Source organism: Anaerotignum lactatifermentans DSM 14214, from assembly GCF_900142265.1.
GTDB lineage: Bacteria > Bacillota > Clostridia > Lachnospirales > Anaerotignaceae > Anaerotignum > Anaerotignum lactatifermentans.
Genome location: NZ_FRAH01000053.1, coordinates 1 through 26,319 on the forward strand (window position 1 = coordinate 1; position 26,319 = coordinate 26,319).

General features: G+C 43.5%; 13 protein-coding genes and 2 pseudogenes. 2 read left to right on the top strand and 13 right to left on the bottom strand.

Annotation, left to right across the window (positions count from 1 at the left end; genetic code table 11):
• Positions 1-154: pseudogene (locus BUB35_RS20145) on the top strand (IS256 family transposase); the annotation flags it as partial.
• 359 nt (positions 155-513) lie between these two features.
• Here the strand turns inward: BUB35_RS20145 and BUB35_RS12900 are convergent.
• The 6 genes from BUB35_RS12900 to BUB35_RS12925 all read right to left on the bottom strand — a co-directional run bounded on the left by BUB35_RS12900 (position 514) and on the right by BUB35_RS12925 (position 8,707).
• A complete protein-coding gene (locus BUB35_RS12900) occupies positions 514-1,062 on the bottom strand; it encodes a hypothetical protein (RefSeq protein WP_072852373.1) in 549 nt (182 codons plus the stop codon).
• On the bottom strand, positions 1,055-1,858 hold the full coding sequence (locus BUB35_RS12905; RefSeq protein WP_072852375.1) for an endonuclease/exonuclease/phosphatase family protein: 804 nt from the start codon (positions 1,856-1,858) through the stop codon (positions 1,055-1,057). The genes BUB35_RS12900 and BUB35_RS12905 overlap by 8 nt, the downstream gene beginning before the upstream one ends.
• An 88-nt stretch (positions 1,859-1,946) precedes the next feature.
• The gene (locus tag BUB35_RS12910; RefSeq protein ID WP_072852377.1) at positions 1,947-4,934 is read right to left on the bottom strand and encodes a type I restriction endonuclease subunit R; all 2,988 of its coding nucleotides are present in this window, start codon (positions 4,932-4,934) and stop codon (positions 1,947-1,949) included.
• A gap of 1 nt (position 4,935) precedes the next feature.
• The gene (locus tag BUB35_RS12915; protein WP_072852380.1) at positions 4,936-6,198 is read right to left on the bottom strand and encodes a restriction endonuclease subunit S; all 1,263 of its coding nucleotides are present in this window, start codon (positions 6,196-6,198) and stop codon (positions 4,936-4,938) included.
• Positions 6,198-8,330: a type I restriction-modification system subunit M gene (locus BUB35_RS12920; protein WP_072852381.1), complete on the bottom strand. Its 2,133-nt coding sequence runs from the start codon at positions 8,328-8,330 to the stop codon at positions 6,198-6,200. The genes BUB35_RS12915 and BUB35_RS12920 overlap by 1 nt, the downstream gene beginning before the upstream one ends.
• Positions 8,327-8,707 (bottom strand): helix-turn-helix domain-containing protein, encoded by a 381-nt coding sequence (locus BUB35_RS12925; protein ID WP_143158995.1) that lies wholly within the window; start codon positions 8,705-8,707, stop codon positions 8,327-8,329. The genes BUB35_RS12920 and BUB35_RS12925 overlap by 4 nt, the downstream gene beginning before the upstream one ends.
• Positions 8,708-9,073: 366 nt before the next feature.
• Here BUB35_RS12925 and BUB35_RS12930 point away from each other — a divergent pair, with 366 nt between their 5' ends.
• Positions 9,074-10,381 carry an ATP-binding protein gene (locus BUB35_RS12930; protein ID WP_072852385.1) on the top strand — a complete coding sequence of 436 codons (1,308 nt, stop codon included), beginning with the start codon at positions 9,074-9,076 and terminating at the stop codon, positions 10,379-10,381.
• A gap of 116 nt (positions 10,382-10,497) precedes the next feature.
• Here the strand turns inward: BUB35_RS12930 and BUB35_RS18575 are convergent, their stop codons facing one another.
• From BUB35_RS18575 to BUB35_RS12965, 7 genes and pseudogenes are all read right to left on the bottom strand, one after another.
• On the bottom strand, positions 10,498-11,601 hold the full coding sequence (locus tag BUB35_RS18575; protein ID WP_200777608.1) for a hypothetical protein: 1,104 nt from the start codon (positions 11,599-11,601) through the stop codon (positions 10,498-10,500).
• A gap of 208 nt (positions 11,602-11,809) precedes the next feature.
• Positions 11,810-11,944 (bottom strand): annotated as a pseudogene (locus tag BUB35_RS20150) (AbrB/MazE/SpoVT family DNA-binding domain-containing protein); the annotation flags it as partial.
• 227 nt (positions 11,945-12,171) lie between these two features.
• On the bottom strand, positions 12,172-15,171 hold the full coding sequence (locus BUB35_RS19795) for an InlB B-repeat-containing protein (RefSeq protein WP_072852389.1): 3,000 nt from the start codon (positions 15,169-15,171) through the stop codon (positions 12,172-12,174).
• Between the two features lie 5 nt (positions 15,172-15,176).
• Positions 15,177-16,478, bottom strand: coding sequence for an S-layer homology domain-containing protein (locus tag BUB35_RS12950; RefSeq protein WP_072852391.1), 1,302 nt, complete (start codon positions 16,476-16,478; stop codon positions 15,177-15,179).
• 549 nt (positions 16,479-17,027) lie between these two features.
• A complete protein-coding gene (locus tag BUB35_RS12955; protein WP_072852393.1) occupies positions 17,028-24,476 on the bottom strand; it encodes an FMN-binding protein in 7,449 nt (2,482 codons plus the stop codon).
• Between the two features lie 195 nt (positions 24,477-24,671).
• Entirely contained in the window at positions 24,672-25,691 is a 1,020-nt protein-coding gene (locus BUB35_RS12960; RefSeq protein ID WP_072852394.1) for an FAD:protein FMN transferase, read from the bottom strand.
• Positions 25,692-26,123: 432 nt separating this feature from the next.
• On the bottom strand, positions 26,124-26,319 hold a 196-nt coding region (locus BUB35_RS12965; RefSeq protein WP_200777609.1), incomplete at its 5' end, for a transposase.

Here is a 26,319-nt window from a genome sequence, read left to right on the forward strand (position 1 = left end):
GCAAAGAAGCGTATTTCCAAGCGATACAGCATTGCTGAAAGCCCTGTATCTGGCTACCTTTGAAGCCACAAAAAAATGGACAACCACCATCCGGAACTGGGGTCAGGTCTACGGAGAATTAAGTATTATGTATGAAGGACGGCTTCCAGAATAAAAAGAACAGATTGGTTAAAACAGGCGGAAAAGCCGCCTGTTATTGACATGCCATCTTTTGGATGGTATATATAAAACAAAGGTGGAGTGCTTCATTTCAAAGCATTCCACCCAGTCTTATCATAGAAGAATCTTATTTACAGACTTTTCTTCATACCCTCTTTCAAAGCATTCCACCCAGTCTTATCATAGAAGAATCTTATTTACAGACTTTTCTTCATACCCTCGATACTCAAATTTTGATATATATCTTTTGTTTAGTACTCCTTTTAGCATAAAAAATGCCCCATTTATTATTTAGTATATTATACTATCTAATAAATGGGGTTCAGTTCAAACTACATACTTCCTCTTCTTATTTTATAAATTTTCTTCTAACATCATCATTTTTATAATGTGTCTAACCTTCTGACTTGAAAAAATCAAATGTAAAAGATTTCGAAGTTCTCGATCATTTTCTACAAAAACTTCATTCTCTTGGTCTATTTCTTTTGCAATGTTCTCATCAATTAATATTTTATTTGGATACATTAAAGTGTACGTATAAACAAACAATCTAAACCTATATTTTTCATTGTAAATTTCGAACTTATATTGTTGTTCTTTTATCAAACTAGAGGCATCAATTTTCCCTTGAAGTTCTTCTTCTAAGGTTTCTTCTTTTTTTAATGTTTTTTTTGTATCTATTTCTCCTAACATATTCAATTTTTTAAATGTATTAAATGCAGATGTAAGACCGTTAGTAGGTTCTTCTCTGTAATGATAATGTACTTTACTAAAAGTTGCTTTTACCTTATTTTCTAGTTTTTTTCCTAAAATACGGGCTTGCTCCCGAATAATCTTTATTGAATTATTTTCTTTAGGTTCTTGTAATATGCTTATATCAAAATCAGGCCACAAATCAGTCACACTTAGCACTCCTTTCAAAATTAGCAATTAATGGCAAATGATCACTAATATCTTTATTGGGTTGAATTTGTTTTATCAAGGATTTTCCATTTATCTTCTGGCAATATTCCATACCTTGAAATCTATCTACTAAATCCCTTGTCATAAGAATTTGATCATAGCAGTACCAATATAAACTTTTTGATCCTCCTGTATAATAAAAAGATCCATACTGGTGATTAACTTCAGATATATGATTTAATATAGGATTATATAATAATCTGAATTTTTTATTCTGATATACCACCTCTTTTTTCTTTTGAATTATTTCCTTATACATAACTGCATTAAATGCATCTTTTTGAACTAGTTCTTCATCAAATGGACTTGCATTTAAATCTCCAATTATTATTGAATTTGAATGTTTATGAATTTTTTCCTGTTCTCTTAAATCCGCTATCAACTCTCGAATAACCATTTTTCGTCCATCTGCATCAGTGCTAGGATTAGATGGTAAATGTGTTCCTGCAATTATATACTTAAAAGAATCGCAAATAATAGAATATAAAACATACCTACTATGCTCACGATTGATTTCAACATCTATCGCTTTTTTGGCAAGCATTACTACTTTCTCGCAACCACCATACCCCTTATAGAATTGATACGCATTCGATAACAGTGTATGTACAAGTATATCGAAATCTGTTTTAGAATATTCAGAAAAAAGTGCAATATCAATAGATTGCTCCTTGAGCAAGGAGGCAATATATTCTTCATTTTTATTGGATTTTAAATTCCAATATAATAAATTCATCTTATTCCCCCAATCAAATCATCTTGCTATTTCCAAACATATAAGATATTAGATATTTTACTACTATCCAATTCATTTTTATTTAATACTACACTCTCAAATTTCTATACACATCTTCTAAAAATACCTGCATCAATTCCCGCTTCTTCTCATCATTATCAAGTAAAAGCGCAAAGAAGTCCTGGTTCTGTTCATACCCAGCAATCAGGGCATCCTGTACGGCATCAAAATAGGCGAAACGGAAATCTTTCAGCGAGTTATTCCGTGCACTGTCCCGCAGATGTCCGTTTTTCAACAGAATATCCCTCATTTGCAGAGCGGACTTTGAGGCTACATCAACATCGAAGTTTTTGTTATACGCTGCATTGATTTCATCAATGATCTCGGATAACTTCTTTTTCACGACTTCATCCATAAAGACCTCGTTAGGCGTTGGCAGACTAACCTCTGGCTTGGACTCAATCTCATGTGTATTTTCCCCAGTCTTTTTCTGACGGAAATTAGAAGCAGTGATTTTGTCCGCAATGTCAAAATCATTTCCACCTCTACCCACTTCAATCTCTTTAACCAGATACGAAAGGAAATTGTACTTCTTGTGCAGATCCACACTTTCAAAGCAGGTCGCTTGAATTAGGAAACTATAAAACCGCAGAAAACGCTTGATTGTTGCACGAATCTCCTGCTTTTCCAGTTCCGAGTAACGATTAATGATTTGCAAGGCCTTATCCAGCAATGCCCACATTCGAGCCTTTTCTTTGGAGGTTCGTTTGTCCTGATACAGGTATTCGTTAAATTCCTCAATATCGTCAAGATCCAGGAAATTATACTGATCCACCTGAGCTTCCACCGTACGAATATCCGAAGGGGTGATAGTCTCGTTCAGAATCGTCTCGGTATAGAACGGGGCAAAAGATGCTTGAATATCGTCATATTCATTTTTGAAATCCAGTACAAAGGTTTTCTTATCATAGGGCGCACAAATACGGTTCAAGCGAGAAAGAGTCTGTACAGCATTAACTCCGCGCAGGCGCTTGTCCACATACATAGCACAGAGCTTTGGCTGGTCAAAGCCAGTTTGATACTTGTTCGCCACCAGCAACACCTGATAGCTGTTGCTGTCAAACACTTCCGGCAAATCTTCTTCCTTAATACCGTTCATTACCGCTTCTGTATATTCATGGCCGTCTAAAGAAACCTTTCCAGAAAATGCCACCAGTGCGCGAATACCGGTATACCCATGCTTAGAAATATATGTTTCAAACTCATTCCGGTATTTGACTGCTGCCTGCCGTGACGAAGTAATGACCATAGCTTTTGCTTTGCCACCTAATTCCTGCATAATTCTATTTTTGAAGTGCTCAATAATGATCTCCACTTTCTGGGCAATGTTTGTATCATGCAGTTCAATATACTTGGCAATCTTACGCTTTGCGGCAATCGTTTCCAGCTCAGGATCGTCCTCAATGGCCTTATTAATTTCAAAATAGGTCTTATAGGTCACATAGTTTTGCAGCACATCCAAAATGAAGCCTTCCTCAATGGCTTGCTTCATGGAATACAGGTCAAAGGAAACCTTTTTTCCTTTTTCGTTCAGACAACCAAACAACTGTAAGGTGGTCGGCTTGGGGGTTGCAGTAAAAGCAATCATGGAAACATTAGCCTGTTTTCCGCTTCGAGCAATTTCATCTTCAATCAAATCAGCCATAGATTTTTCCTCTTGATCTTCGCCCTCTATACCTCTGTTTTCAGAAAGTGCATGAGTCACCGCTTCCATAGCAGTTCCGGCGGTAGAGGAATGCGCCTCGTCGATGATTACGGCAAAAGTCTTGCTTTTCAGCTCCTGCACAAGTTCCTGAATGTACATGAACTTGTGGATGGTAGTCACAATAATTTTTGTATTGCCGTTGAGGGCATCCGCAAGATCTTTGGAAGTGCATTTTTCATCCATGACCTTGATCAGACCAGCCTTGTGCTCCAGTGACAGTACGGCATTCTGAAGCTGACGGTCTACCACGATACGGTCAGTGATAATGCAGACCGTATCAAAAATGACTTTATTTTCCCTGTCGTGCAAGGAGGCAAGACGGTGAGCCAACCATGCAATGGTATTGGTTTTGCCACTGCCCGCCGAGTGCTCAATGAGATAGTTTTTCTCGCTGTGGTGTTCTACGACATCTTCCACCAGCTTGCGCACGGCATTAAACTGATGATAACGGGGGAAAATCAACGTTTCCTTGGTGACACGCTTACCTGTATCCGGGTCTTTCTTGGTCTCCTTTTGCAGGAAAATGATTTTATCAATCAGATACAGCACTGTATCTTTCTTGAGGATATCTTCCCACATATAAGAAACATTGATACCGTTTTCGTTGTGGGGGTTGCCCTTGCCGGAGTGAATACCAACACCACACCCTTTATTAAACGGAAGAAAGAAGGAAGATTTTCCTTTCAGATTGGTGCACATATAGACTTCGTTCAAGTCCATGGCGAAGTGAGCCAGGCAGCCCGCCTTGAATTTCAGCAGTCGGGTCTTATAATCCCGCTCAAACTTATATTGACGGATCGCGTCCTCATAGTTTTGTCCACTGGTGTTGCATTTCAGCTCAAAGGTGAAAATGGCAATGCCGTTGAGAAAAATCACAAGGTCAATGCGCTCCCCCTCTTTGTGCCAGACTTCCTCCATCACCGAGAGTACATTCTGCTGATACAGCGCCTCCGCTTTTTGGTTGAAGGTGGTGGCGGGCTTGCGGTACATAAGGGTTAGAGAGACGCCGTTATCAAACTCCACGCCGTGCTTCAGTACATCCAGCAGGCTGCGGCTTTTCTTATTGACCTCATTGTTGATGTAGTTGAGGATGGTCTGGCAGGTCCTGTCGCCATAGAGTTTTTCCAGCCGTGCCAATGCATCCGGCTGGGTGGCTTGCAAAAAGGAGAACAGCAGCTCCACGTCCATGCCGTAGCCAGGATCGTAAGCGGCAGAGGGACGCACCTGATAGCCGTTTTCCTCCCGCAACATTTCCAGAATGTATGCCTGATAATCTGTCCGTTCTTTTAATTGTCCTGCTTTGATTGCCATCTCACCGTACCTCCTTTACTCGTTTTTTGCCAGTGACATATTCGTAGATGAGAGATTTTTTATGCTGCTGAAGGATGTTAAATTGATGCTCTTTTTGTAAAATTATTTGATCTATATGTAAACATTTATCATCAAGGAAATCCACGATTGTTTCTTGCTCTTTCAATGTAGATGGTAGGCAAGTTTTCAAAGCTAAAATTACGTTTACTGCCAGACCAGGCTGGGCGGCACTTTGGGAATATTGATTTAAATTCATCGATTGAAACAAGTAATACAAATATTTATTTATGACTTCTTTTGTAGGGTATGTAACAACAGCGTGGTCAGTTGCCCAAAATTTTCCTGAAACTAAATGCACATTACCACAAAGTGCACCCTGTCTACCAATTAAAACATGTTCTCCGTCATTTGTGAAATTACTATAGTAACCACGCTTTCCGTTTCCGCCATAAACAGGATAATCTCCGTCTGGCTCGATATCAGTAGAAGTTAAATTCTCTCCACTATACATCCTACAAAAATATTTTACCCTCGTCACATCCCAATGTGCTGGGATTTTCCCAATCCATTCAACCCCACTATCTTTCATTGGCATAGACTTATCCAGTCCCTTGGTTACCGTTTCGGTAATCAGGGATTTTTTATATCGCTGCAAAAGTTCAATCTGCTTTTCCAAATCTGCGGCAATGCTGTCAATCCGGACACATTCTTTATCGAGAAAATCGGCGATAGCCTGTTGTTCTTCAATATTTGGAAAAGCAAGCCAAAACTGTCCCAGTTGGCTTCGACTGATTCTCGACATTGTTGCACCACGGGCAATCATATTGGCGTGTTCAGCGTATCCATCAGCATTCATCCCATACATAATAAACTTTTTATTATAGTTGGCATTTGGACGCAAAATAACATTATCAACAGCCACAACATAACGGGATTCAGTATCCGGAATAATGCAAGCTCTTCCAATCGGCTCATTAAGCCGTGAAATCATCAAATCACCCGGGTACACATTCAAGCAATGTAATTCTGAGAAAGTCTTTTCGGAAATGTATCCGCTCCCTTGCTCCTTATAAAATCCAGCGCCAACGTTTCCGGTAGTTAGATAACGAATCCCACTTTCTTCTATAACATCGCTTTCTATCCAGTCACCATCGAGAAACAAAGTTCCAGGTTCCGTTGCCAAATATTTGACCTTATTGATCTCCCAGGACGATGGAATATCCTTAATCCACTCAACCCCACTGGGCTTCATTTGCTCTGCCATTACACTCCCTCGCTTTCCTGCAAGGCTGCAATTTTTTCGGAGAGGGATTTTTCCAGTTCCATAAACTGGGCCAGCAGATCATCTGCCTTTTCCGGCTCCTTGTACTCGTAAAAGAATCGGGTAAACGGGAACTCTGCGCCCAGTTTTTCTTTATTGGTAGCACTTTCCTTTTTCTCTGGGTCAAATTCATAGGTCCAGATGGCATCCGGTACATGGGGATATACTTCCGCCTCAAAATATTTTTCTGGGTCCTGGGTGAGCTTGATGATCTCGGTGTCCTTGGTGGTGGTATCCTTGATAATTTCACCTTTGCGATCTTTCTGTACCACGGCGGTTTTATCCATCACCGCCAGTACCATAGCAATGCCCGTTAAACGGCTGGCAGACATCCCTTCAACCTTACCCAACAGGGATTTCAGGTGCTTTTCAAACTCGTCGTAATCCATAAATACACGGTCAGAGCGGTTGGTTTCCAAAATGTTCAATACATCTGTCACAAACTGCTGCCCTGCCAGATATTTCTGGTACTTCTTCTCGTCGGCAGCACTGCGGGGGTTCATCTCTTTCAACTGTTCAAAATCCATCTCATTGTATATGTTAGAGTTACTGGTGAAGTAGCTGCTGGTCCGCAGCCGCTTGATGCTTTCCGCATCCAGCACACCCCGGCGCTGCAACGGCTGATAAACCGCATACTCCTTATACATGAACTCCTCGTTGGGGAAAATCTTGCAATACTGGTTTTCTTCAAAGTTGGAGTACAGCTCGGTGATTTTCTTCATGCTATCCCGGTCAATTTCACGGCGTTTTTTGCCCAAAGACTTGCGCAGGGGCTTCCACATATCCACAGCATTGATGAGCTGCACCTTTCCACGGCGGTCAGGGCGCTTATTGCGGGACAGAATAAAGATATAAATACCGATGTCGGTGTTATAGAAAAGCTGGGTAGGCAGGGCAATAATGGCTTCAATTAAATCTTTCTCCAGCATCCAGCGCCGAATCTGGCTTTCACCACTGGTGGTTCCTCCAGAGAAAAGAGGAGAACCATTGGTAATGATTGCTGCACGCCCGTTTTTCTCGTCCAGCTTATTGATGGCATGCTGCATAAACAGCAACTGGGCGTCACCGGTTCCGGGAAGACCGTGCTCAAACCGTCCGCCCTTCTTGTTTTCCTCACGGACTTTCTTCTCTTGTCCTTCTGGTGCATCTTTGCCGCCCCAAGGTGTACCAAACGGGGGATTCATAATCACCAGCCGCATCTTTTGATCTGGGAAGCAATCCGTTTTCAGGGTGTTGGCTTCTTCATCACCCTTGATGTTTTTCACATCCTGGTCTTTGATGAGCATATCTGCCAGACAAATGGCGTAGGATTCGGGGTTGATTTCCTGTCCAAACAAGCGCACATCCACATAGGGATTTTTGCGGCGCAGGAAATCATAGGTAGTGGACAGCATACCGCCCGAACCACAGGCAGCGTCCAGTACGGTGGCAATTTTACCCTCATCAGTCAGCAGGTCGTTGCAGCCCTCTGCCAACAACACATTGACCATCAGACGAATTACTTCACGGGGCGTGTAATGATCACCGGCCTCTGCGTTTTCAGAAAATCGTCGGATAATATCCTCGAAAATGTAGCCCATCTTCATGCTGTCGACATGGGCAGGGTACAAATCCAGTTCAGAGAACTTTTTCACCACGCTGTAAAGGCGGTTGCTCTTATCCATTTTGTCGATCTGGGTGCTGAATTTCAGCAGTTTTTCCAAAATCATCTGTATATTGGCGGAAAAACCTTCAATATAGGACTTAAGGTTGGCTGCAATATTGTCGCTGTCATCCAGAAGGCGTTTAAGGGTAAATTCACTGGTATTGTAAAAGGGGTATTTAGAAACCTGGCAAAGGAGCGCAGCAGGGAGGTTGGGGTTCTGCTTGTACTTTGCCACAACTGCATCTTTGGTGGTCTCCAGAGCGCACTCAAACCGGCGGATGATGACCATGGGGATAATAACGTCCTTATATTTGTCCGAGGTATAAGCACCGCGGAGCGAGTTGGCAATGGACCAGACCAATCCCACTTCTTTGCTTACGTCAATGGACGTATCATCAAACATAACTTCGTAAAAATACTTATCTCTCATTTTATGGGTTCTCCTTCTCTATTCTCTTGAAAAGACGCAAACAATGTGGCAACACTTTCAATCTGGTCGGGAGTTAGATTACAACCTTCCAACTTCCGCATTGCATCTACCAAATCCTTGTTTTGTGCGATAGTTCGGCAAATATCCGGCGGAGGCACTTTCCGAATTGCCATATACAGGCGATCCATACGCCGGCGTGCCTGCAAATCCGGTTTTAGCTCCTTAATCAGCTTGTCATAGACCTCCGCTGTCGGGGCATTAACGCCATCCTCTATGTATTTCATGTTGGAACGGGGCAGTCCAACCCTTTTGGCTAATTGGGATTGGCTGAGCGTTCCACGGCAATCACGAATCAACGAACCAAGTTCAATTATCATGTCCTTAACTCGTTGATCTACAGCCACTTTGTTTGGCAAATCGGCACCTCCTTTCATAAATTGTTCTATGTTCTATAACATAGAACAATTATATCAAGATTTATCAATATAAGCAATAAATTTACTCTTTTATTTATAATAGTCAATAATAGAAATACAGTTATAATTTAGTCATAATTCAAATTTTTAATATGTATATGTCTTTGTATCTAATATCAAATTTTAAATTTAAAAATTTGTTATATGCATTACAATACCCCGAATTCATTTTTACATTGTAATAAATGTTTATTATTACTTTTTTTCGTTGTAATTTTTGTTATATTTCGGTATACTATCTTTATATCACAATAAGGAGGTGTTTCCATGTACCGCACTGCTATGGAAAAACTATACCGATGGAAAGAAAACAAACGTCGAAAACCCTTAATCATCGAAGGAGCAAGGCAGGTAGGCAAAACCTGGCTCATGAAAGAATTTGGCAACAAAGCCTATGCTGATACTGTATATATCAACTTTGACTCCAATTCCATCATGACAGAACTTTTTGCTTCCGACTTGAATACCGAGCGGCTGATTATGGGCATTGAACTATATGTGGGCAGAAAAATTGACCCGAACAACACCCTTCTGATTTTTGACGAAGTGCAGGAAGTGCCTAGGGCACTATCTTCTCTGAAATATTTCTATGAAAACGCACCACAATACCACATTGTCTGTGCCGGTTCTCTGCTGGGGATTGCCCTCCATGGCGGTACTTCTTTTCCTGTGGGCAAAGTAGATTTTCTTCACCTGTATCCTTTGTCTTTCAAAGAATTTTTAATAGCAACAGAAGGAGAACAATTCGCCAGACTTCTGGAACAGCGGGATTTTTCCATGATTACCTCCTTCAAACAAAAATATATTGACGCTTTGAAGCAATATTATTTTGTGGGGGGTATGCCAGAAGCCGCGGAAAGTTTCGCAGAAGAAAAAGACTTCAACGAGGTACGCAACATTCAAAAGCGCATTCTGACAGCTTATGAACAGGATTTTTCCAAACACGCCCCCATTGAAATTGTGCCAAAAATCCGCATGGTGTGGAACAGCATTCCTTCTCAGCTTGCCAAAGAAAATAAAAAATTCCTCTACGGACTTGTGCGGGAAGGCGGACGGGCAAAAGATTTTGAAACAGCTATTATGTGGCTCTGCGACTGTGGGCTCGTCCATAAAATCGGTCGCATCAACGCCGCAGGCATTCCTCTAAAAGCCTATGAAGACTTGAAAGCCTTTAAGCTCTTTCTTGTGGACGTAGGGCTTCTGGGCTGCATGACCGGTCTGCGTCAGCGCACCCTACTGGAAGGGAATGATTTATTTGTAGAATTCAAAGGTGCTCTGACAGAACAGTATGTCTGCCAGCAGTTAAAAACCATCGAGGACTTAGGCATTTATTACTATACCAATGACCGAGGCTCCTGTGAGGTGGATTTTGTCATAGACAACGGCGAACAGATCATTCCTGTGGAAGTCAAAGCGGAAATTAACTTAAAAGCCAAGAGTTTGAAAACATACTGTGAAAAATTCCAGCCGGAAATTGCTGTCCGCACTTCTATGGCAGACTATAAAAAAGAGGATTGGCTCATCAATCTACCGTTGTATGCTGTAGAGGAAATTCGTAAGATAAATCAAATATAAACAATATATCAACTTACTTCAGTAAGTTCCTATGACTCTGTTTTATCTGCAAAAAGAGTCCTCCATCACAACCAAAATGTGTGTATGGAGGACTCTTTTATGATTCTATTCTTCTTTTACACTCGAACATTCCTTTTCATCAAAACTCCTTCTGGTCTGCCTGCTTCTTCCACAGATGTATTGACCACTTTACAGAAAACATCTAAAAATTCTTGTGCCAATGCTTCATCTTCAGTTCCTTTCTTCAATGCGGCAATATCCGAAAGAATCTGAACCGCTTCTGTATTTGTTATGTAACGATGCAGACCAGAACCCCAAAAGGCTTTCTCTACTTTACTTTTGTTGGCATGATACTTCCAGAACGGCATCTTCTTCGCCTCTTGGGGAGATAGTGCCAGCTTAAAACGAGATTGTGTAGAAACAAATCCTTCGTCTAAGCTATCTCCATCATAAGCACGATCCACCAAAAATACTGCAAATATCAGCCGTTCTTCTTCTTCGGTATAAGGTTCCCGTGTTGTCAAAATACACAAGCTGTTTGCCTGCACCTGTGCTAAACGCATCGCCGCTCCTTTTCGTTCTCCTTTCTGCACAACACCTGCCATTGCTTTCCATTCTCGCAGCATCTGGCTTTCATAACATACAAAGCCACCATAATCCATCTGGGATTCCAAAGCATATCTTGAAATTTCCCCTTGAAGATACGCCAAACATGCGCAATCTGGAGAAGAACACCATGTTCTTTTTTCCACTTTAATATTATATTGAATTATACTATCTGAACAAACACCATGAAAGCCCATCAGCGTATCCGATTTCCCACCATCGCAATAATTACACTTAAACACGACATTGGGACGGTCTTGTGAGTCTTGAGGGATTTCCGAAGTTCGATTTAGCAAGATATCCCTTCTGATTTCAGCTTTTTGCTGTTCTTTTTCCTGTTCCTTTTGTTTCGCTTCTTTCAAAACTTCCTCCTGTAGTATTTTATCATTTAAGGCAAGAAATTTCTGAAATGTGCTTGGATATTGGAATTGCTTATCCACATTTGCAAATTTTACAAAAATAGCATCTTCTGTTTGTTCCACCACTGTACCTACCCCAAACTTTTTATGAGAAACCTGCTGATTGAGAATATCCATATTTTTCTCCCTTCTCGCCATATTACAATTCCTACCGTACACATTTGCTTCTGGTTTTTCCTGTTCCATTGTTTTCATTTATGAACATCTTTTCTTTCAGTATATCCGTCCTGACCATCGGCTTCAAGATGAAATCCCATAAATAATATCCTCGTTCCTTTTCATTTTCCATGAGAAATAAACTAAGGCAGAGATTTCCGCATAGAAATCTCTGCCTTAGTTTTATAATCTTAGCCCTATGTATTCATCTTCCCAGCCATCTCTCCTCCAGCCGAAGCATGGCAAATCCGAATCTTTCGTATTCTGACAATATTATCTGTGACGGGTCGCCTTCCCGGATACGCAGTGTGCGGCGGATTTCCTTTGGAATCACTACTCTTCCCAAGTCATCGATTCTTCTGACAATGCCAGTTGCTCTCATGTTGTTTGTCCTCCTCTGTGTCCAACCTCCGTCGGTCGGTTGTTCAGAGTTATTATGAACCAAAGGACGCACATTTATGTAAAAATACGATTTCTTTCCGCAGATGGAGATTTTTTCCGTAAAAAACAACCCCCAGGCAGGGTAATTTTCTCGTACCTGTCTGGGGGTTCGACATCATCTTATGCCAATGTTCGAACTGCTTTGCGCAGTTTTTCATAGCATTCTAATTATTTTGCTTCACTTTTCAATGTAAAGTTTGCTACACTTGCAGATACATTTTCATAAGTATATCCGCACCAGTAGATAGCTTTTTTATTGCTGCCACCTTCGCTTTCGATGGTTGCTTCTGTATCATCAGATGCTGTAATGGTCAATTCTGTTTTGGGTGTGCCATTATCCAATGTATAAGTTACCACTACACTGAAAGTACCGCCATTTTTAAATACATCTGCATCACTTAACAATGTATTTCCAGAGAAATTATACAGACCTTCGCCCTGTTTCAGAACGAAATGGGCATCTGCGCCCCAACCAGTATTGCCTGTGTTCACACTCAGCACACCATCCGCCTCATCATCATATGCTACATTCAGATCATAGGAAATGGTATAAGTATTGTTTTCCAGATCTACATTGTCCATCTGGAAATAAGGCATACGACCATCATCAGCCTGTACCATTTCCAGAGAACCATCTGCTTTTACAGTTGCAAAAGTTTCATGGTCTGCATGGTTTGTACCAGGATTTGCTACACAGTCTGCACAGAAGAAATCTGTCACAGCTTCACCAAAAGTATTTTTATCAAATGTCAGATCGAAATCATCTGCGTCATTTACCACTACACCTGTGGCGCTGCCTGCAAAGGAAATGCCTGCGTTGCCTGCTGCTACTCGATAGTCCAGAACTTCCGCACCATTGATGTTCTGTTTGCCAGGCAAAGTGGTTGTGCTGGGTTCTACAGTTACATCATCAATCATAACATCTGTAGGACCTGCATTATTTTTCATAGGTTCCCCAAATACAATATCTCTATTGTTATCGGTAAATGTGCATCCGGTGATGGTTACACCTGTCAATGTTGCAGATTCATCAGCATAGCTGCCGTCATCCCTTGCTTTGATCAACAGTGCGCCGCCAAGCCCTGCGCCATTGCCTTCAAATTTGCAATCCTGAATGCTAATATTTTCATAATCACCATATTTCAAGTTGATGTCTACTGCAGAAGACATTGCATGTGCACCATCTTCTTTGGTACCACAGTTGATGAACTGACAACCCTGGATTGTAGAATTTGTCAATGCTTCTACATAGATGGCTTTCTGATCTGCATTTTCAAATGTGCAGCCTGTCAGATTCATGGTCCCCGCAGCAGTTGTATTCTTAGGCAGATCACGATAAATGCCAAATTCAAAACCATCGAAATTACACTTTGTCAAATTCAAAGTAAAATCTGCATTTGCACTAGGAACTTTGATTGCTGTACCTGTTTTCTCTGCTTTCTCCAGATTCAGATTATTGATTGTCAGGGAAGTCACATTTGTCGGTACATTGATACCATAATTTGCTGTTGTTGTTACGGTCTTGCCTTCGCCTTCAATGGTCAAGTTATCCGCAAAGCTTGTAAGGTCACTATCCAATGTAACATCTTTCACCAATGTTACAGTAGAACCTGCCTGCGCATTTGCCACTGCATCTTCAAAGGTACCAGTTACTTTATTGCCGCTAGCGTCTGTATAGGATGCTTCTGTGTTTTCCCAATCATCCATACCAGGCACACTAACTGTAGTACCGTCTACTTTTGTTGTTTCATCTCCAAATGTGGGATAATAATAGTTAGGGTAGAATTTCTGCAACTGATAAGTAACATTTGTAAATGTGCAGTCATTCATAGCCAATTCATTTGTTTCCTGTACAGAAGCTGCACACCAGATATTTTCAAAGTTGACATTATTCAATGTCATCTGGTTATTCTGGTAGCCAGAAGCCAGCTGCACACCAAAGAGGTAGTCTTTCATGGTAACATTTTCAATGGTGAATGTATAGTGTTCACGAACATAATTCACACCACCTGTGTTGATTGCCACCTGTGCATCTGCATTGTCATCCTGCAATGTAAAGTCGGAGAATGTTACAGGGTATTTTGTACCATCAGGATAATCCTGTCCATTGCCATTGAAATTGATGAAAATATGTCCATTGATAATGGTTTCATCTTCACCAGCACCCAGCAGGCTTACAGGGTGCGCCAATGCAAATGCTCTAGTACCATTTACATTCGGTGTGTCATATTCCCCTGCTGTCAAACGGATATTTGCACCAGCGGGAGCCAGGCTCAGAACATATTCCAAAGAACCCTCTACAGCCGCAGGAGCCATATAATCCACACCTGTTTTTGCAAAGGTATTGTACTGATATTTCAGATAAGAATTGCCATTACTGTCCTTCATAGCAGTAGCCACTGCACCACAATTTTCTTTTCCGCCAATGTTGACAGTTGCAGTTGTAGCGCCATCCTCAACAATCGCAAAAGTATCTTTCAGACCATCTGCGCTGTCCAGAGTCAACTGAGAAGGTGTCGTAACATTGCCGCCCTTGGATACGTCAATACTCTGTTCCCAAGCACTGCCTTCTATGGTCAGATTGGTGGCATTTACCTTCGCACCATTTACAGTCATACCGCTTCCGGCACTGTTCAAGATTGTTACATTTTCCAATGTCACAACATCATTTTCTCCACCAGACTGATTGTTATTGTAGATATGCAGACCTTTTGCTACTCCTGCACAGTCTAAAGTCACATTTTTCAATGTCACACTTGCACCGAATGCCTGCATCAAATGGCTATTGGTCATGCCTTCATCTGCTGTAATCTTATTTCCATTCCCATCAATGGTAACATCTTTGGTAATGTTGAACAGTACACTCGCTTTCTGATCTTCCAGCAATACGATGGTAGCGCCTTCTTTCAGTTCTGTATCATTCAAAGCGTCTGCCAAAGAAGCATACCCTTTTCCATCTACATACGCTGTCACATCGCCATCTTCAGGATTAGACACCCATTTTGCTTTCAGTGTCAAACTGCTGCGAATAGGTGTTGTAAAATCAAACTGTGTATCACCATCGAACCAGCCTACAAAAGTATAGCCTTCTTTTGTGGGAGCTGTGGGTTCGCTTACGGTACTGCCTCTGCGTACTCTCTGGCTATCTACTGTGGTTTCCCCATCCATGAAAGTTACAGTATATTTCGTAACAGACTGCTTCCGCCGCCACCGCTTACATAATCGTCAACAACTGTAGGCGCTTCTACACCAGACGCTACTTCTGTCTTATTAATGGTTACATCTCTGTGATATGTAATGCCATCTGCATTTGCTTCCAGTTTCTTAACAGTACCATCACCGGAAATTTCCACTTTGCCGTCTGCTTTTACCAGATCCACAACAACATCTTTGGCAATATCCAGTTCAGAGCCTTCAGCATCTTCAGCAATCTGGATGGTATCTACATTTTCTTTTACTTTTACAGAAGCTTTCTTTTCTACGATCACTTCATCAACAGGTACATCAATGACAACGTCACCTTTTTCAGCAACTTCTTTTGTGATGCGAACAGTATCAATGCTGCCTTCAAAGTCATCTGCTGTCAATTCACATACTGCGCCTACCTGCACTTCTTTCACATCTGTTTTACCGGAGAAAGAAACTTCTACGCCTGTTTTTTCAATAATGATACGACCTTTTACAGTCACATTATCCAAAACAACTTTGTCATCTTCTGCGCAGCGGATCACCAGGTCACCCTGAATTTCCACATCCCGCAGAGTTGCTTTTTCTACTGTGCTGTCAATGACCACATTACCTGCTACAACCTGATCTTCCAGAACAGCTTCTTTTTCTGTCAGCACAACTTCTGTTGCTGCTACTGTTTCATCATTCTGTGTCAGTACACGATTCAAAGATGACACAGCTTCTGCTCTTGTAATGGATTTGGCTGCACCAAAAGTACCATCAGGGTAACCGCTCATATAGCCTGCTTTTACAACAGCGCCTACACTGCCCACTGCCCATACGGGAATTTCATCGCTAAATCCTTCCGCACCTGCAGCATCCTGTTCCAGACCCATAGCATTTGCGATCATCACAGCTGCTTCCGCTCTGCTGATGGTTGCGCTGGGTTTGAAAGTACCGTCTTCATAGCCATTGCAGTATCCTGCATTCACTGCTGCAGCCACTGCCTGATAGAACCAATCGGTTTCTTTCACGTCTGTAAAGCTAACAGTGCCTTCTGCATCGTTTTTCAGCACGTTATTCATCATGGTAACAAATTCTGCACGGCTAACACTATTGTCCGGCTTAAATGTGCCGTCTTCATAGCCTTTGATCAGACCTTTGCTTTCCCAATCAGAGATCACTGCATTTGCCCAATGATTTGCTGTGTCTGTTGCACCAAATACTGTCACAGGTGCAAAAGCCAGAACTGCAGCCAACGCCATAGAGCATGTTCTTTTGGTTGCCTTCTTTGCGTTTTTTCTCAATTCGACCCCTCCTAAGTGTTATTATGCATATTTTACGCATAAAAATTCTATACAGAACCTCTATCAATTTGCCCCGCAAATTTCATCAATTCCGTATGGTACATACTTTCGGTTTTATTTCATCACGATTCGTACAAAAGTCAATATGCATACATAAAAATTTTTCTGCATTTATTCCTTCTTCCTGCTTTCCAACGAGTTTTCTATATTTTCCATACAACATCCCACTAAAAAACAAGAAACAACTCCATTTTAATTCTTCATAATATCTATTCAGTTAAATCTTCAACTGTTTTTTCAAAACAATATTAAAAAATCCTTCTTGTTTTTCCTATAAAATCCGTCCCCTCAATTGGTAATATTATGCACAAAATATTCGTTCCGAACTTCATCTCAAAGTCCCCAAAAAGAAAAACACCTGTAAAAAGCAACTTACCCTCAAAATTTTATAAAAATAAGAAAGCTGAAATCTCTATATAAATAATAATAAGGATTTCAGCTTTCTTTGTTTTCTTTCTATATCTGCAAATTTACTTCCTTCTCTTTTATTTACAAAAGGTCGCTTTCTCCCGGATCAGAAAAGTCAGAAACGGCTTCGGCAATCATTTTTGCAATGACAGCCGCTTCTTCCTTCTCTTTCTCCACTGTGACAGTTTCCTCGTCTGGTTTTGTCAGCGTTTCTTCTGCCGCCGGACTATCCGCTTTCAGAACTTCGGCAAAGTCCTTAAATTTCTCCACTTGTTCCGGTGACAGGGATGCCTGCCGTAAATCCAGTGTGCCTTTTGGTGTGCCGTTGACCGTACCCCGGAAGGTGCGTCCATCCAGTTTCGGGCTGCCTGTCATCACCAGTTCCAATTCTTTCACACTGCCTTTGCTCAATTCACCCAGAAACTCGGAAAGCACCGCTCCATCTTCCACAGAAACTGTCACTTTCCCATCTACGGTACTGCTCATATATGCGCCGGCAACTTCCACGTCTGCTGTGCCTTTGACCTTGATTTCCACATTACCCTTGAGGGTGGTGCCGCTGCTGCCGCTGCCATAGAGGGCAAACTTGCCGCTTTCCACAGAAAGCACAGGGTTTGCCGTGATTTCTTTCTCCTCTGCGTCATGTGCAGTTCCCGCAAAAATGGCACGTCTTGTGAAGCTGAACGGTGTTTCCACATCTGCGCCAATGGTAACAGAATGCCCATTGCCATAAATACGATTCACATCGTACACAACATTCTCAAATGTAATATCTGCCCTTGCTTCCATGACGCCGCCTTTGATTTTGCACTTGCGCTCATTCCCGGAACGGATGGTGCAGGAAACAGAAGGGAAGGTGTCTTTTTCCTGTAATTCCACATCATCCCCCAGAATGATTTCACCACTGCCTGCTTCCTCAAGGGCACTGACAGCTTCTTTCCATGTGCCGTATTTGCTGCCGTTCACTTCAAAGGCTTCTTTTCCCACTGCTTTCACGAAAGTCAAATCTTTTCTTGCTGTAGGAGACCAATTCTTTTCTCCCACCTTTGCTGCCGCACGGATATACAGTGTACCGCCTTTGGGATTCTCCATGGTCAATGTCAGGGGTTTTTCATAAAGGGCTTTATGTTTTTCAAAATCAGACAGTTTTCCGCTGGTCAGGTCGTTGCTGTTTTCTACCACATAATAGATTTCCGCGCCGTCGGTGGCGCATGCGATTTCCACAGTCACTTTTTCATCATTTCCGTAATTGCCCTGTTTGGGGCTTACGGTAATGACTGGTTCCGCTGCCACAGAACCCTCCTGCAATGCCGCCTGAACAGCAGCAAGGACTTTTCGGCTTTCTTCCTCATGACCGGAAATGGGTGTCACGCCTTCCACACCCTGTTTCAGATAAATCTGGCTGAACAGTTCCGGCAAAAAGGCTGCGTATGCTTTTTCGCTGGCATCATCCAGACGGATTTTGGTCAGATAGTATTTCTGGTCAAAATTGGGGCTTTCAAACTCCACTCTTGCGGTGATGCCGTCTGCCTTTCCGCTGAACTGCCCCAGTTCATAGGAATGTTTGGGATTGGGATTGGCAAAAACATATCTGCCTGTCACTGTTTCCGAGCGTTTTCCATCCTGAAAGGCTGCCGCTTTCAGCAAAATCACTCTGCCGTCAGCATATGTTTCCCTTTCCGCCTTCAATTCCGCGCCGGAATCCTCATGGAAAATAGGGTCTTTGGAAGGTGTAGGGCTTTCTTCCGTAGGCTCACTGCCGTCTATGGTATAGTGGATGACTGTCCCTTCCGGCGCTTTCATGGTAACAAAAATAGAATTGATTTTTCCATTGGGTGCCACCTGTCTGGTGCTCTGGAAAGTGGGCGGCGCAATTTCTCCCGTGCCTTCCCGTATAGGCTTGCTGCGCAGTGCATCGATGACGGCATATTTTACCGCATCACTGGAGAGGGTCGCGCCGCTGATGGCATCCACCTTTTCTTCTTCCTTCTCAGAAGGTGTGGTGCGTGCCTTCAGCACTTCCTCCAAAGTCTTTCCTTTCAGTTTTTCCGGCATGCCGCTTGCACCCATGACATCGCCGCCCAGCCAGAAAGATTCGTCAATGGTGCCGGGAATCTCCGTGCCGTTATCTTCCAGCAGAGCAATCCTGCCATTTACCGTAGTCACGCGCACCTTTACGGTATAGGGCTTGCCTTCATTGCCTTTGCACTCCGCCTGCCCTGTATATACCTTTGTACCTGTATCCAGAGGAGGAATCTTCACGAAAGTCAAAGGGATTTCCAGAACTTTTGACCATTTTCCATCTTTCTGGGCTGCCAGCTTCAAAGAAATGGTTTCATCGGCATCATTCCCATTCCCATTCAAAGACAGTGTCGGCTGGTTCAGTTTTTTTTTAGAGGCATCGTCCCCCTTTGGGTCGCTGCCGTCTGTGGTATAAAAAACATCTGCTCCTTCCGGTGCGGAAATGTTCAGCAGGGCATTTTCTGTTGCCGCGAACAGTAGATTGGTTCTCAGGTCTGCCGCTGTTACTTTTGGTTCGCTGACTTCGCCGGACTTAGAAGAAAGGGCTTCTTTCACAGCGCCTTTGATGGCTTCACTGGAAACGGTTGCGCTGGCCACAGCGTCAATGCCGTCAATATCCTTTGCTGTTTTCCCTTTGAATTTCTCAAACATTGCCGCCGCTTTTTTCCAGAAGGAATCATTACCACCTGCTTCTGTGCCATTGTCTGTGACAGATACGATTTCTCCTGTCTTTTTGTTATAAGTCACAGTCACCTTGGCATCGTAGCCGAAGGAACCAACGGTTTTACTGCCTTCTGCCGTTTCTGTTGCTTCCTCTGTTGTTTCTGTTTCTTCCCCAAGGGCTTTTTTCACCGCTTCTTTGATGGCATTGCTGGAAACGGTGGCACTAGCTACAGCGTCGATGCTGTCAATATCCTTTGCGGTTTTCCCTTTGAATTTCTCAAACATTGCCGCAGCTTTCTTCCAGAAGGAATCATTGCCGCCTGCTTCTGTGCCGTTATCTGTGACAGATACGATTTCTTTCGTCTTTTTGTTATAAATCACAGTCACCTTGGCATCATAGCCAAACTCGCCCACTTTCGCACTGCCTTCTGCGGTAGCATTGGGTTCTTCGGTAGGTCCTTCCGTTGTTTTCTGGAAGGAGAAATACATCTTCAGATAGCCGCCCTTCCCATAATATTCTTTGTAATTGGGGAAGTCGATTTCCAAAGCTTCTTTATAATAATCCAATCCTACTTTGTAGACTTCGTCTTGGATAAGCTCATTTTCGCTGTTATATACTTTGACTTTGAATGTATCGCTCTTCCAGCCTTTGTATGTATCCGGCAGTTCAATGCCTTTTTTGGTGACACAGCCCTTTTCTGTTTTCCATTCCCGATTTTCTACGGTGATGGTCTGGAGCAATGTATCCTTTGCGCTGTCATAAAGTTCCACTTTCGCAGGAATCTGGGAAGCGTAATCTTTCACTTCCACCTGGAATGTCTGCTGGTGCTCTCCCATAGAAATGGTAATGGTCTGTTTGCCCGCCTCTTTCGCTGTAAAGATATGACCATTTTCCATGGACGCGGCAAAACCTCTGTTGCGGCATTCTGCCCATCCATTCAGGCGCTGGGAACTGCCTTTTTCTGTTTTCAGAGAAATATTCAGGTTATCCAGCTGGAAAGCTTCCCCAACGGCATACTGCTTGGGCACCAGACTGGTATCCAGTGTAAAGGATGCCACGGCGGAAGTATCAGCAGATGTATCCAGGTCTACAAAATAATTTTCGAATTTCCAGCCTGTATAGTCATCTCCGACAGCAACGCCTTTCAATGCAAATTTCCAGGAATTATAGCCATCTTCAAAAACGCCGTCTGCCAGTTTCTTATCATTGTCATAAATAGCCATGGCTTTGATAGAGCCTTCTGTTTCCAGACGATAACGGAATTCATTTCCCTCCAGCTGAATCTTCTGGGTTCTATCGTCCTGCATGGTCACCAGAATATGTGTAGGAGATTTCTGTTTCACTTCATCAAAGAAAGCAATTCTTACAGGGATGGTGGTTTGAGAAAGTTCATGGGTGAATTTCACCAGCAATGTGCCGTTTTTCATGCCTTCTGTCTGCTTGGTGATGGTATCGCCGTTTTGATAATTTGTAACGATGCCGTATTCCTGCAGCTGGTTGAAAGGTGCTGTTTTCTCCTTGCCATCTGTCATATGCAGTGTCAATTCTGTCTGACTCAGATCCAGAGGCATGTTAAATTTCGCAGTCAAGGCAGGTTTTACCTTAAATTCCATCCATGCGATCTGCTGGTCTTTCTGATCCAGTCCATACTGTTTTGCCTTTGCCAAAGCGTTTTCCATGGCGCTGAGATGCCCTTTTGCTGTTTCTGTGGCACCGCTGACCGCGTCAAAAGCATCGCCTTTTTTCTCTGTCAGTGCTTTGGAAAGACTGGACAAATCAGACAGACCTACGGCTTTTTTCAGGATATTTTTCCCGCCTGCGTAACGGGTATCGTCTGTATACTTGATGGATTCCGCACCGGTGATTACGCCGTCTTTTACTGTCACTTTCACCACGTTGGGACCTCTGTCAGGGTAATAGCGTCCCCATGTGGCTGTACCGTACCATTCGCCGTCAGCGATTTTCCCTTCGGGCTGCGTGGGCTCTGTCTTACCGGAGAAATCAAAGAGCAGACGTACATAACCGCCATAGGAATCGTATTCTGTGTAGTGAGGGAATGCGATTTCCAATGCTTTGCCGTCAATGGCTTTTTCCACTGTGTAATCAGAAAGGGCTTCCCCTGCGGCATTATATACCTTGATAGTGAATGTGTCTTTTTCCCATTTCTGATATGTTTCCGGCATTTTCACATTGTAGAGGGAATACATACCATGGGCATTTTTCCATTTTTCACCGGGAATGGTGATAGTCTGGATGGGTTCTCCTGTTTTAGAGGACAACTCGATTTTTGCAGGAATCTGTTTTTCGTAATCAATAACCTGCACATCGAAGGACTGTGTCACACCATTATTCTTAATCTGGATGGTCTTTGTTCCCTTCTGGGCATCTTCTTTGGTGAAGATATAATCCTGATCGGGTTCTGCTGTAAAGCCTTTTGCTTTGCAGGCATCCCAGCCTACTTTCCGCTGTTTGCTGCCTTTTTCCGTTACCAGATTGATATTCAGCAGACTCAGATCCAGCTTGTATCCCACACCATATACGGTCTGGAGCAGTTCTGTATCCAGCGTAAAGGATGCCACGGCAGAATCGTCTGTCTGGTTGTCCATGGAAATATAGTAAGTATTGTATTTCCATCCTGTAAAGCCCTCACCGGGAGAAACTTCCCCAAGGAACGCTTCCCAGTCGTTATATTCCTCTTGATAAACAGCCTCTGTCAGCAGGCGGTCATTGTCATAAACCTTGATATCCTTGATCTTGCCTTCAGCTTTGATGCTGTAATCCCATTGGTTTTCATCCAGCTCCATCTTCTGTGTTTTGCCATCGGCAAATGTAATCAACAGATGGGTGGGCGTTTTTCTTGTGGTCTTTTTGGATGCCACCACTTTGGCAGGCATCACAATCAAGCCATCATTCTGGCGGAATTGCACCTGCAAGGCACCATGCTGGTTGACACCCGGTGTATCTTTTGTAATGACCGTACCATTTTCAATATTGGTGGTAATGCCATATTCAGAAATCTTGTCAAAGGGTACGGATTTTGTCTGTCCATCCGCAAGATGTACCTTCAGCACAGTACCGGTCAGATCCAGCTTTTCACCAAAGTTCATGTTAGCCTTGGGCTTTTTCTCAAAATCGAACCACTGCACATTCTGCTTCACCTGATCGGAACTGTATTTTTCCGCACGGAGGACAGCATTTTTCAGTGCGCTCAAGTGCCCTTTGGCTGTTTCCGTAGCACCGGATACCGCATCATAAGCCGCCCCTGTTTTCTGGCGGAGCTGCGCTTCCAGCTTATCCACATCCTCTGCCTTTCGGATGCCCTTTACATGGTTCAGCACATTCTGTCCTCTTTCAAAGCTTTCGTCCTCAATATGCTTTTCGCTGTATGCCGCAGTAACCTGCCCGTCTTTCACAACAACGCGGACAATGTCGGGACCTTTCGCCTGGTAATACAAGCTGTCTGTACCTGTGCCATACCATATGCCATCCGCCAGAACACCCTTCTTTTTTTCTTCGGAAGAACTGCTGGAACCGCCAGAACCGCCGGAACTGCCGGAACTGCTGGAGGAATGTTTCTTCTTTCTCACAGGAAGTTCTTCTTCCGCGCTTTTCTGGTCTGTGGTCACAGTGGTTTTGGGCTGGACTTCTTTTCCGCCCGCCTGCACGCCGGAAACATTGTCCCCAGCGATCACTTTTGTATTTTCCGTAAAAACCTGTACGCCATCTCCGCCCGCATGGACTTCGCCTACGTTGCCTGCGCCGCTGATTTGAGTTCCTTTGGCTTTGGCTTCCACCTTGGATACGGTTCCATCTTTTTCCACTTGGATTTTGGCGTTTTCCGCACCAGCTTCCACCTGCACCGCGCCGATTTTCCCCTTTTCCACAGTCAGGGACAAGGGCTTGGAAATCTGTACTTTGTCAAAATCACCGGATAACTTCGTATCGCTGGAAAGGGTCACCTCTCCCAAAGAACTGTCTGCGGCGGTGAAATTGGTCTGGATGGGATGCACTGCCAGAACTCCTTTTCCGGCAGTGGTTTTAGAAAATTCCACGCCATCTCCGCCGCCGCGGACAAGGATTCTGCCTTCCACTTTCACGTTGTCCAGTTTCACACGCTGTACGCCGTCAGCAATGACCAAATCCCCTTTGACGGTCACATTGTACAAAGAGGCATCATCCTTTCGTACAATGAGATTGCCTTCCAGATTGGCATCTGCCGTTTTTCCATCTTCAGCGATGTTTCCTGCCAACTGGTAAAGCACCTGTGAAAATTCCGCTCTGGTAATGGGCGCAAGGGGGCTGAGCTTCCCTTCATTGCCATGGATATAACCAGCCTGAACCATAGCTGCCACAGCATCTCTTGCCCATGGCGCAATCTGGTCACTGTCTGCATACTGCTGCAAAACATCGGTATTGGATTGTTCCAAACAATAAAATCTTGCCAGCACCGCAAAAACTTCCTGTCTGGTGATAGGCGCTTCCGGCCGCAGCATGCCGCCATCCCCCGCAAATGTGCCCATCTGCACCGCCTTTGCCATATCCTCAAAGTACCAAGCCGTAGCAGGCACGTCTGTATAACCGGTCAGTGAAGCCCCTTTCACCGCACCGGCAAGACGATTGAGAATCGCTGCCATTTCTGCCCGTTTCAATGTGTCATTGGCACGAATCTTTCCGCTGTCCCCGCTCAGTAAGCCATTGCTAACCGCATAGGACAAAGCATTGGTTGCCCAGTTGTTTGGGAAATCCGAAAAGTCCGCCGGCGAAGCCGCCAGCACCGGTGTCGGTATGGCGATGGACGCTGCCATCAATGCCGCAAGGACTCTTTTCTGGTGTTCTTTTGCCATGTTTGTATCACTCCTCTTCTCCTTTTGTACATAAACTATGCTGTTTTCCCCATGTATCCCCGTTTGGGAAAACGATTTCCGCCCTTTAGTTAGCATATGCTAACCAGTGAATTCAATATACCATGTCAGACATTTCTTGTCAACAACATTTTTCCCCGCAACAAAAAAACGGCATTTCTGCCGTTTTTTAAATGCTCATGTCCATAAGACCATGGGGTCTGCCGTTTTGGGTGTATACATATCCCGCAACCCCTTTGTCATCAGTATTTTTCCATCATCTGTCATCATAACTGCGTCAAACAAATCCTTGTGTTCTTTCCAGAACGCCTCCGCCTTTTCCGGTCCCATGATAAAAAGTGATGTCGAAAGAGCATCTGCCAATGTGCCGTCCTCACTGACAATGGTCACGGAAATAAAGCCATTTTCCGCCGGATAACCGGTTCTTGGGTCGATGATATGATGATACACTTTGCCGTTTTCCGTAAAATTCCGCTGGTATCCGCCTGAAGTGATGACTGCTTTGTTTTCCACATCCAAAATGCCGAAATAATCCTCTGGATTTCTGGGGTCTTCCAAAGCCACCCGCCAAAGGCTGCCATCGGGCTTTCTTCCTAAGGTCTGCACATTTCCCCCCAGAGAAACAATGCCGGAAGTGACGCCATTTTCCTGATAAATTTCCATAATCCGCTGGGAAGTATAACCCTTGGCGATTGCCCCCAGATCCACAGTGACGCCATCCAGCAGTGTTACCGTATTGCCTTCCATATGTACCTTAGAACCATCCACTTTTGCCAGCTGTTCCGCTAACTCCTCTGATGTCGGTACATGGAAATTACCATCACGGAACCCCCACAGCTTCATAACCGGCGTAATGGTACAGTCAAAAAGTCCATCCGTTTCCCTGGATACCTCCGCCGCTCTGGAAATAACGGCAAGGGTGTCTGCTTCCACCTGTCTTTGTCCCAACTGGTTCAGCTGATACACATCGCCGCTTTCCCCAGTAACAGACAGCAGTTCATCCAGTCGCTGGATTTCCGCACTTGCCGCCTCCACAGCCGTACTTGCATGATCTCCATAAGCAGTGATGTCCATGAAGGTATCCATGGCAAATATCTCCTCTTTGTAGGGCGTCAGTCCCGATTTGGCTTCATATCTGTCACCGCAGCCCCCCAGCAATGCGGCACAGCAGCAGACTGCCAACACCATTTTTTTCATTTTCTTTCCACCTCCATTTTGTTAGCAAAAACTAATCTTGTAAGACATCATATCATTTCATTATTTTTCTGTCAATATCCTTATCAGACAACAAAAAAAGATATGGGCTGCAATTTCTATTGAGAAACCAAGAAAACGATTTCTCAACAACCGCTTTTGCAACACATATCTCTTCATTTTCAGGAAACAGAAAACCTATTTCAGTACCTTTCTGACATTCCGCCCCCAACGGCAGCGTCGACCGGAAAACAAATTCCCATAACTGTTTATCAGTGTTTTTCTGAAAAATCAAAACCACCCGTTGAACGGGTGGTTTGATCAGACCCTATAAGGGTCTATCTCTTGTGGTAGCCCCCTAAAGGGGGCATTGAATAGTCTGGCAACCACACTTTTAACTCTGGCTGCCCCCTACTCGGGGGCACTTTTTATGCCTTATTTCACCGGCTCACCCGTGAACGGGTCTGTAAATTCCTTTAAACTTATTTGATCATTCATAATATCATCTTCCAGCTGATTTTTGATGTATTCTTTTATTGCCGTTTCATATCTGCCTACTGTATCTACAAAATATCCTCTACACCAAAAATGTCGATTTCCATACTTGTACTTTAAGTTTGCGTGTCTATCA

Bases quoted from the DNA above. Each gene is read 5' to 3' on its own strand.
- BUB35_RS19795 (WP_072852389.1), bottom strand. From the start codon at position 15,171: ATGGATGGGGAAACCACAGTAGATAGCCAGAGAGTACGCAGAGGCAGT.
- BUB35_RS12905 (WP_072852375.1), bottom strand. From the start codon at position 1,858: ATGAATTTATTATATTGGAATTTAAAATCCAATAAAAATGAAGAATAT.
- BUB35_RS12915 (WP_072852380.1), bottom strand. From the start codon at position 6,198: ATGGCAGAGCAAATGAAGCCCAGTGGGGTTGAGTGGATTAAGGATATT.
- BUB35_RS12925 (WP_143158995.1), bottom strand. From the start codon at position 8,707: ATGATAATTGAACTTGGTTCGTTGATTCGTGATTGCCGTGGAACGCTC.
- BUB35_RS12960 (WP_072852394.1), bottom strand. From the start codon at position 25,691: ATGAAAAAAATGGTGTTGGCAGTCTGCTGCTGTGCCGCATTGCTGGGG.
- BUB35_RS12920 (WP_072852381.1), bottom strand. From the start codon at position 8,330: ATGAGAGATAAGTATTTTTACGAAGTTATGTTTGATGATACGTCCATT.
- BUB35_RS12930 (WP_072852385.1), top strand. From the start codon at position 9,074: ATGTACCGCACTGCTATGGAAAAACTATACCGATGGAAAGAAAACAAA.
- BUB35_RS12910 (WP_072852377.1), bottom strand. From the start codon at position 4,934: ATGGCAATCAAAGCAGGACAATTAAAAGAACGGACAGATTATCAGGCA.
- BUB35_RS12955 (WP_072852393.1), bottom strand. From the start codon at position 24,476: ATGGCAAAAGAACACCAGAAAAGAGTCCTTGCGGCATTGATGGCAGCG.
- BUB35_RS18575 (WP_200777608.1), bottom strand. From the start codon at position 11,601: ATGAAAACAATGGAACAGGAAAAACCAGAAGCAAATGTGTACGGTAGG.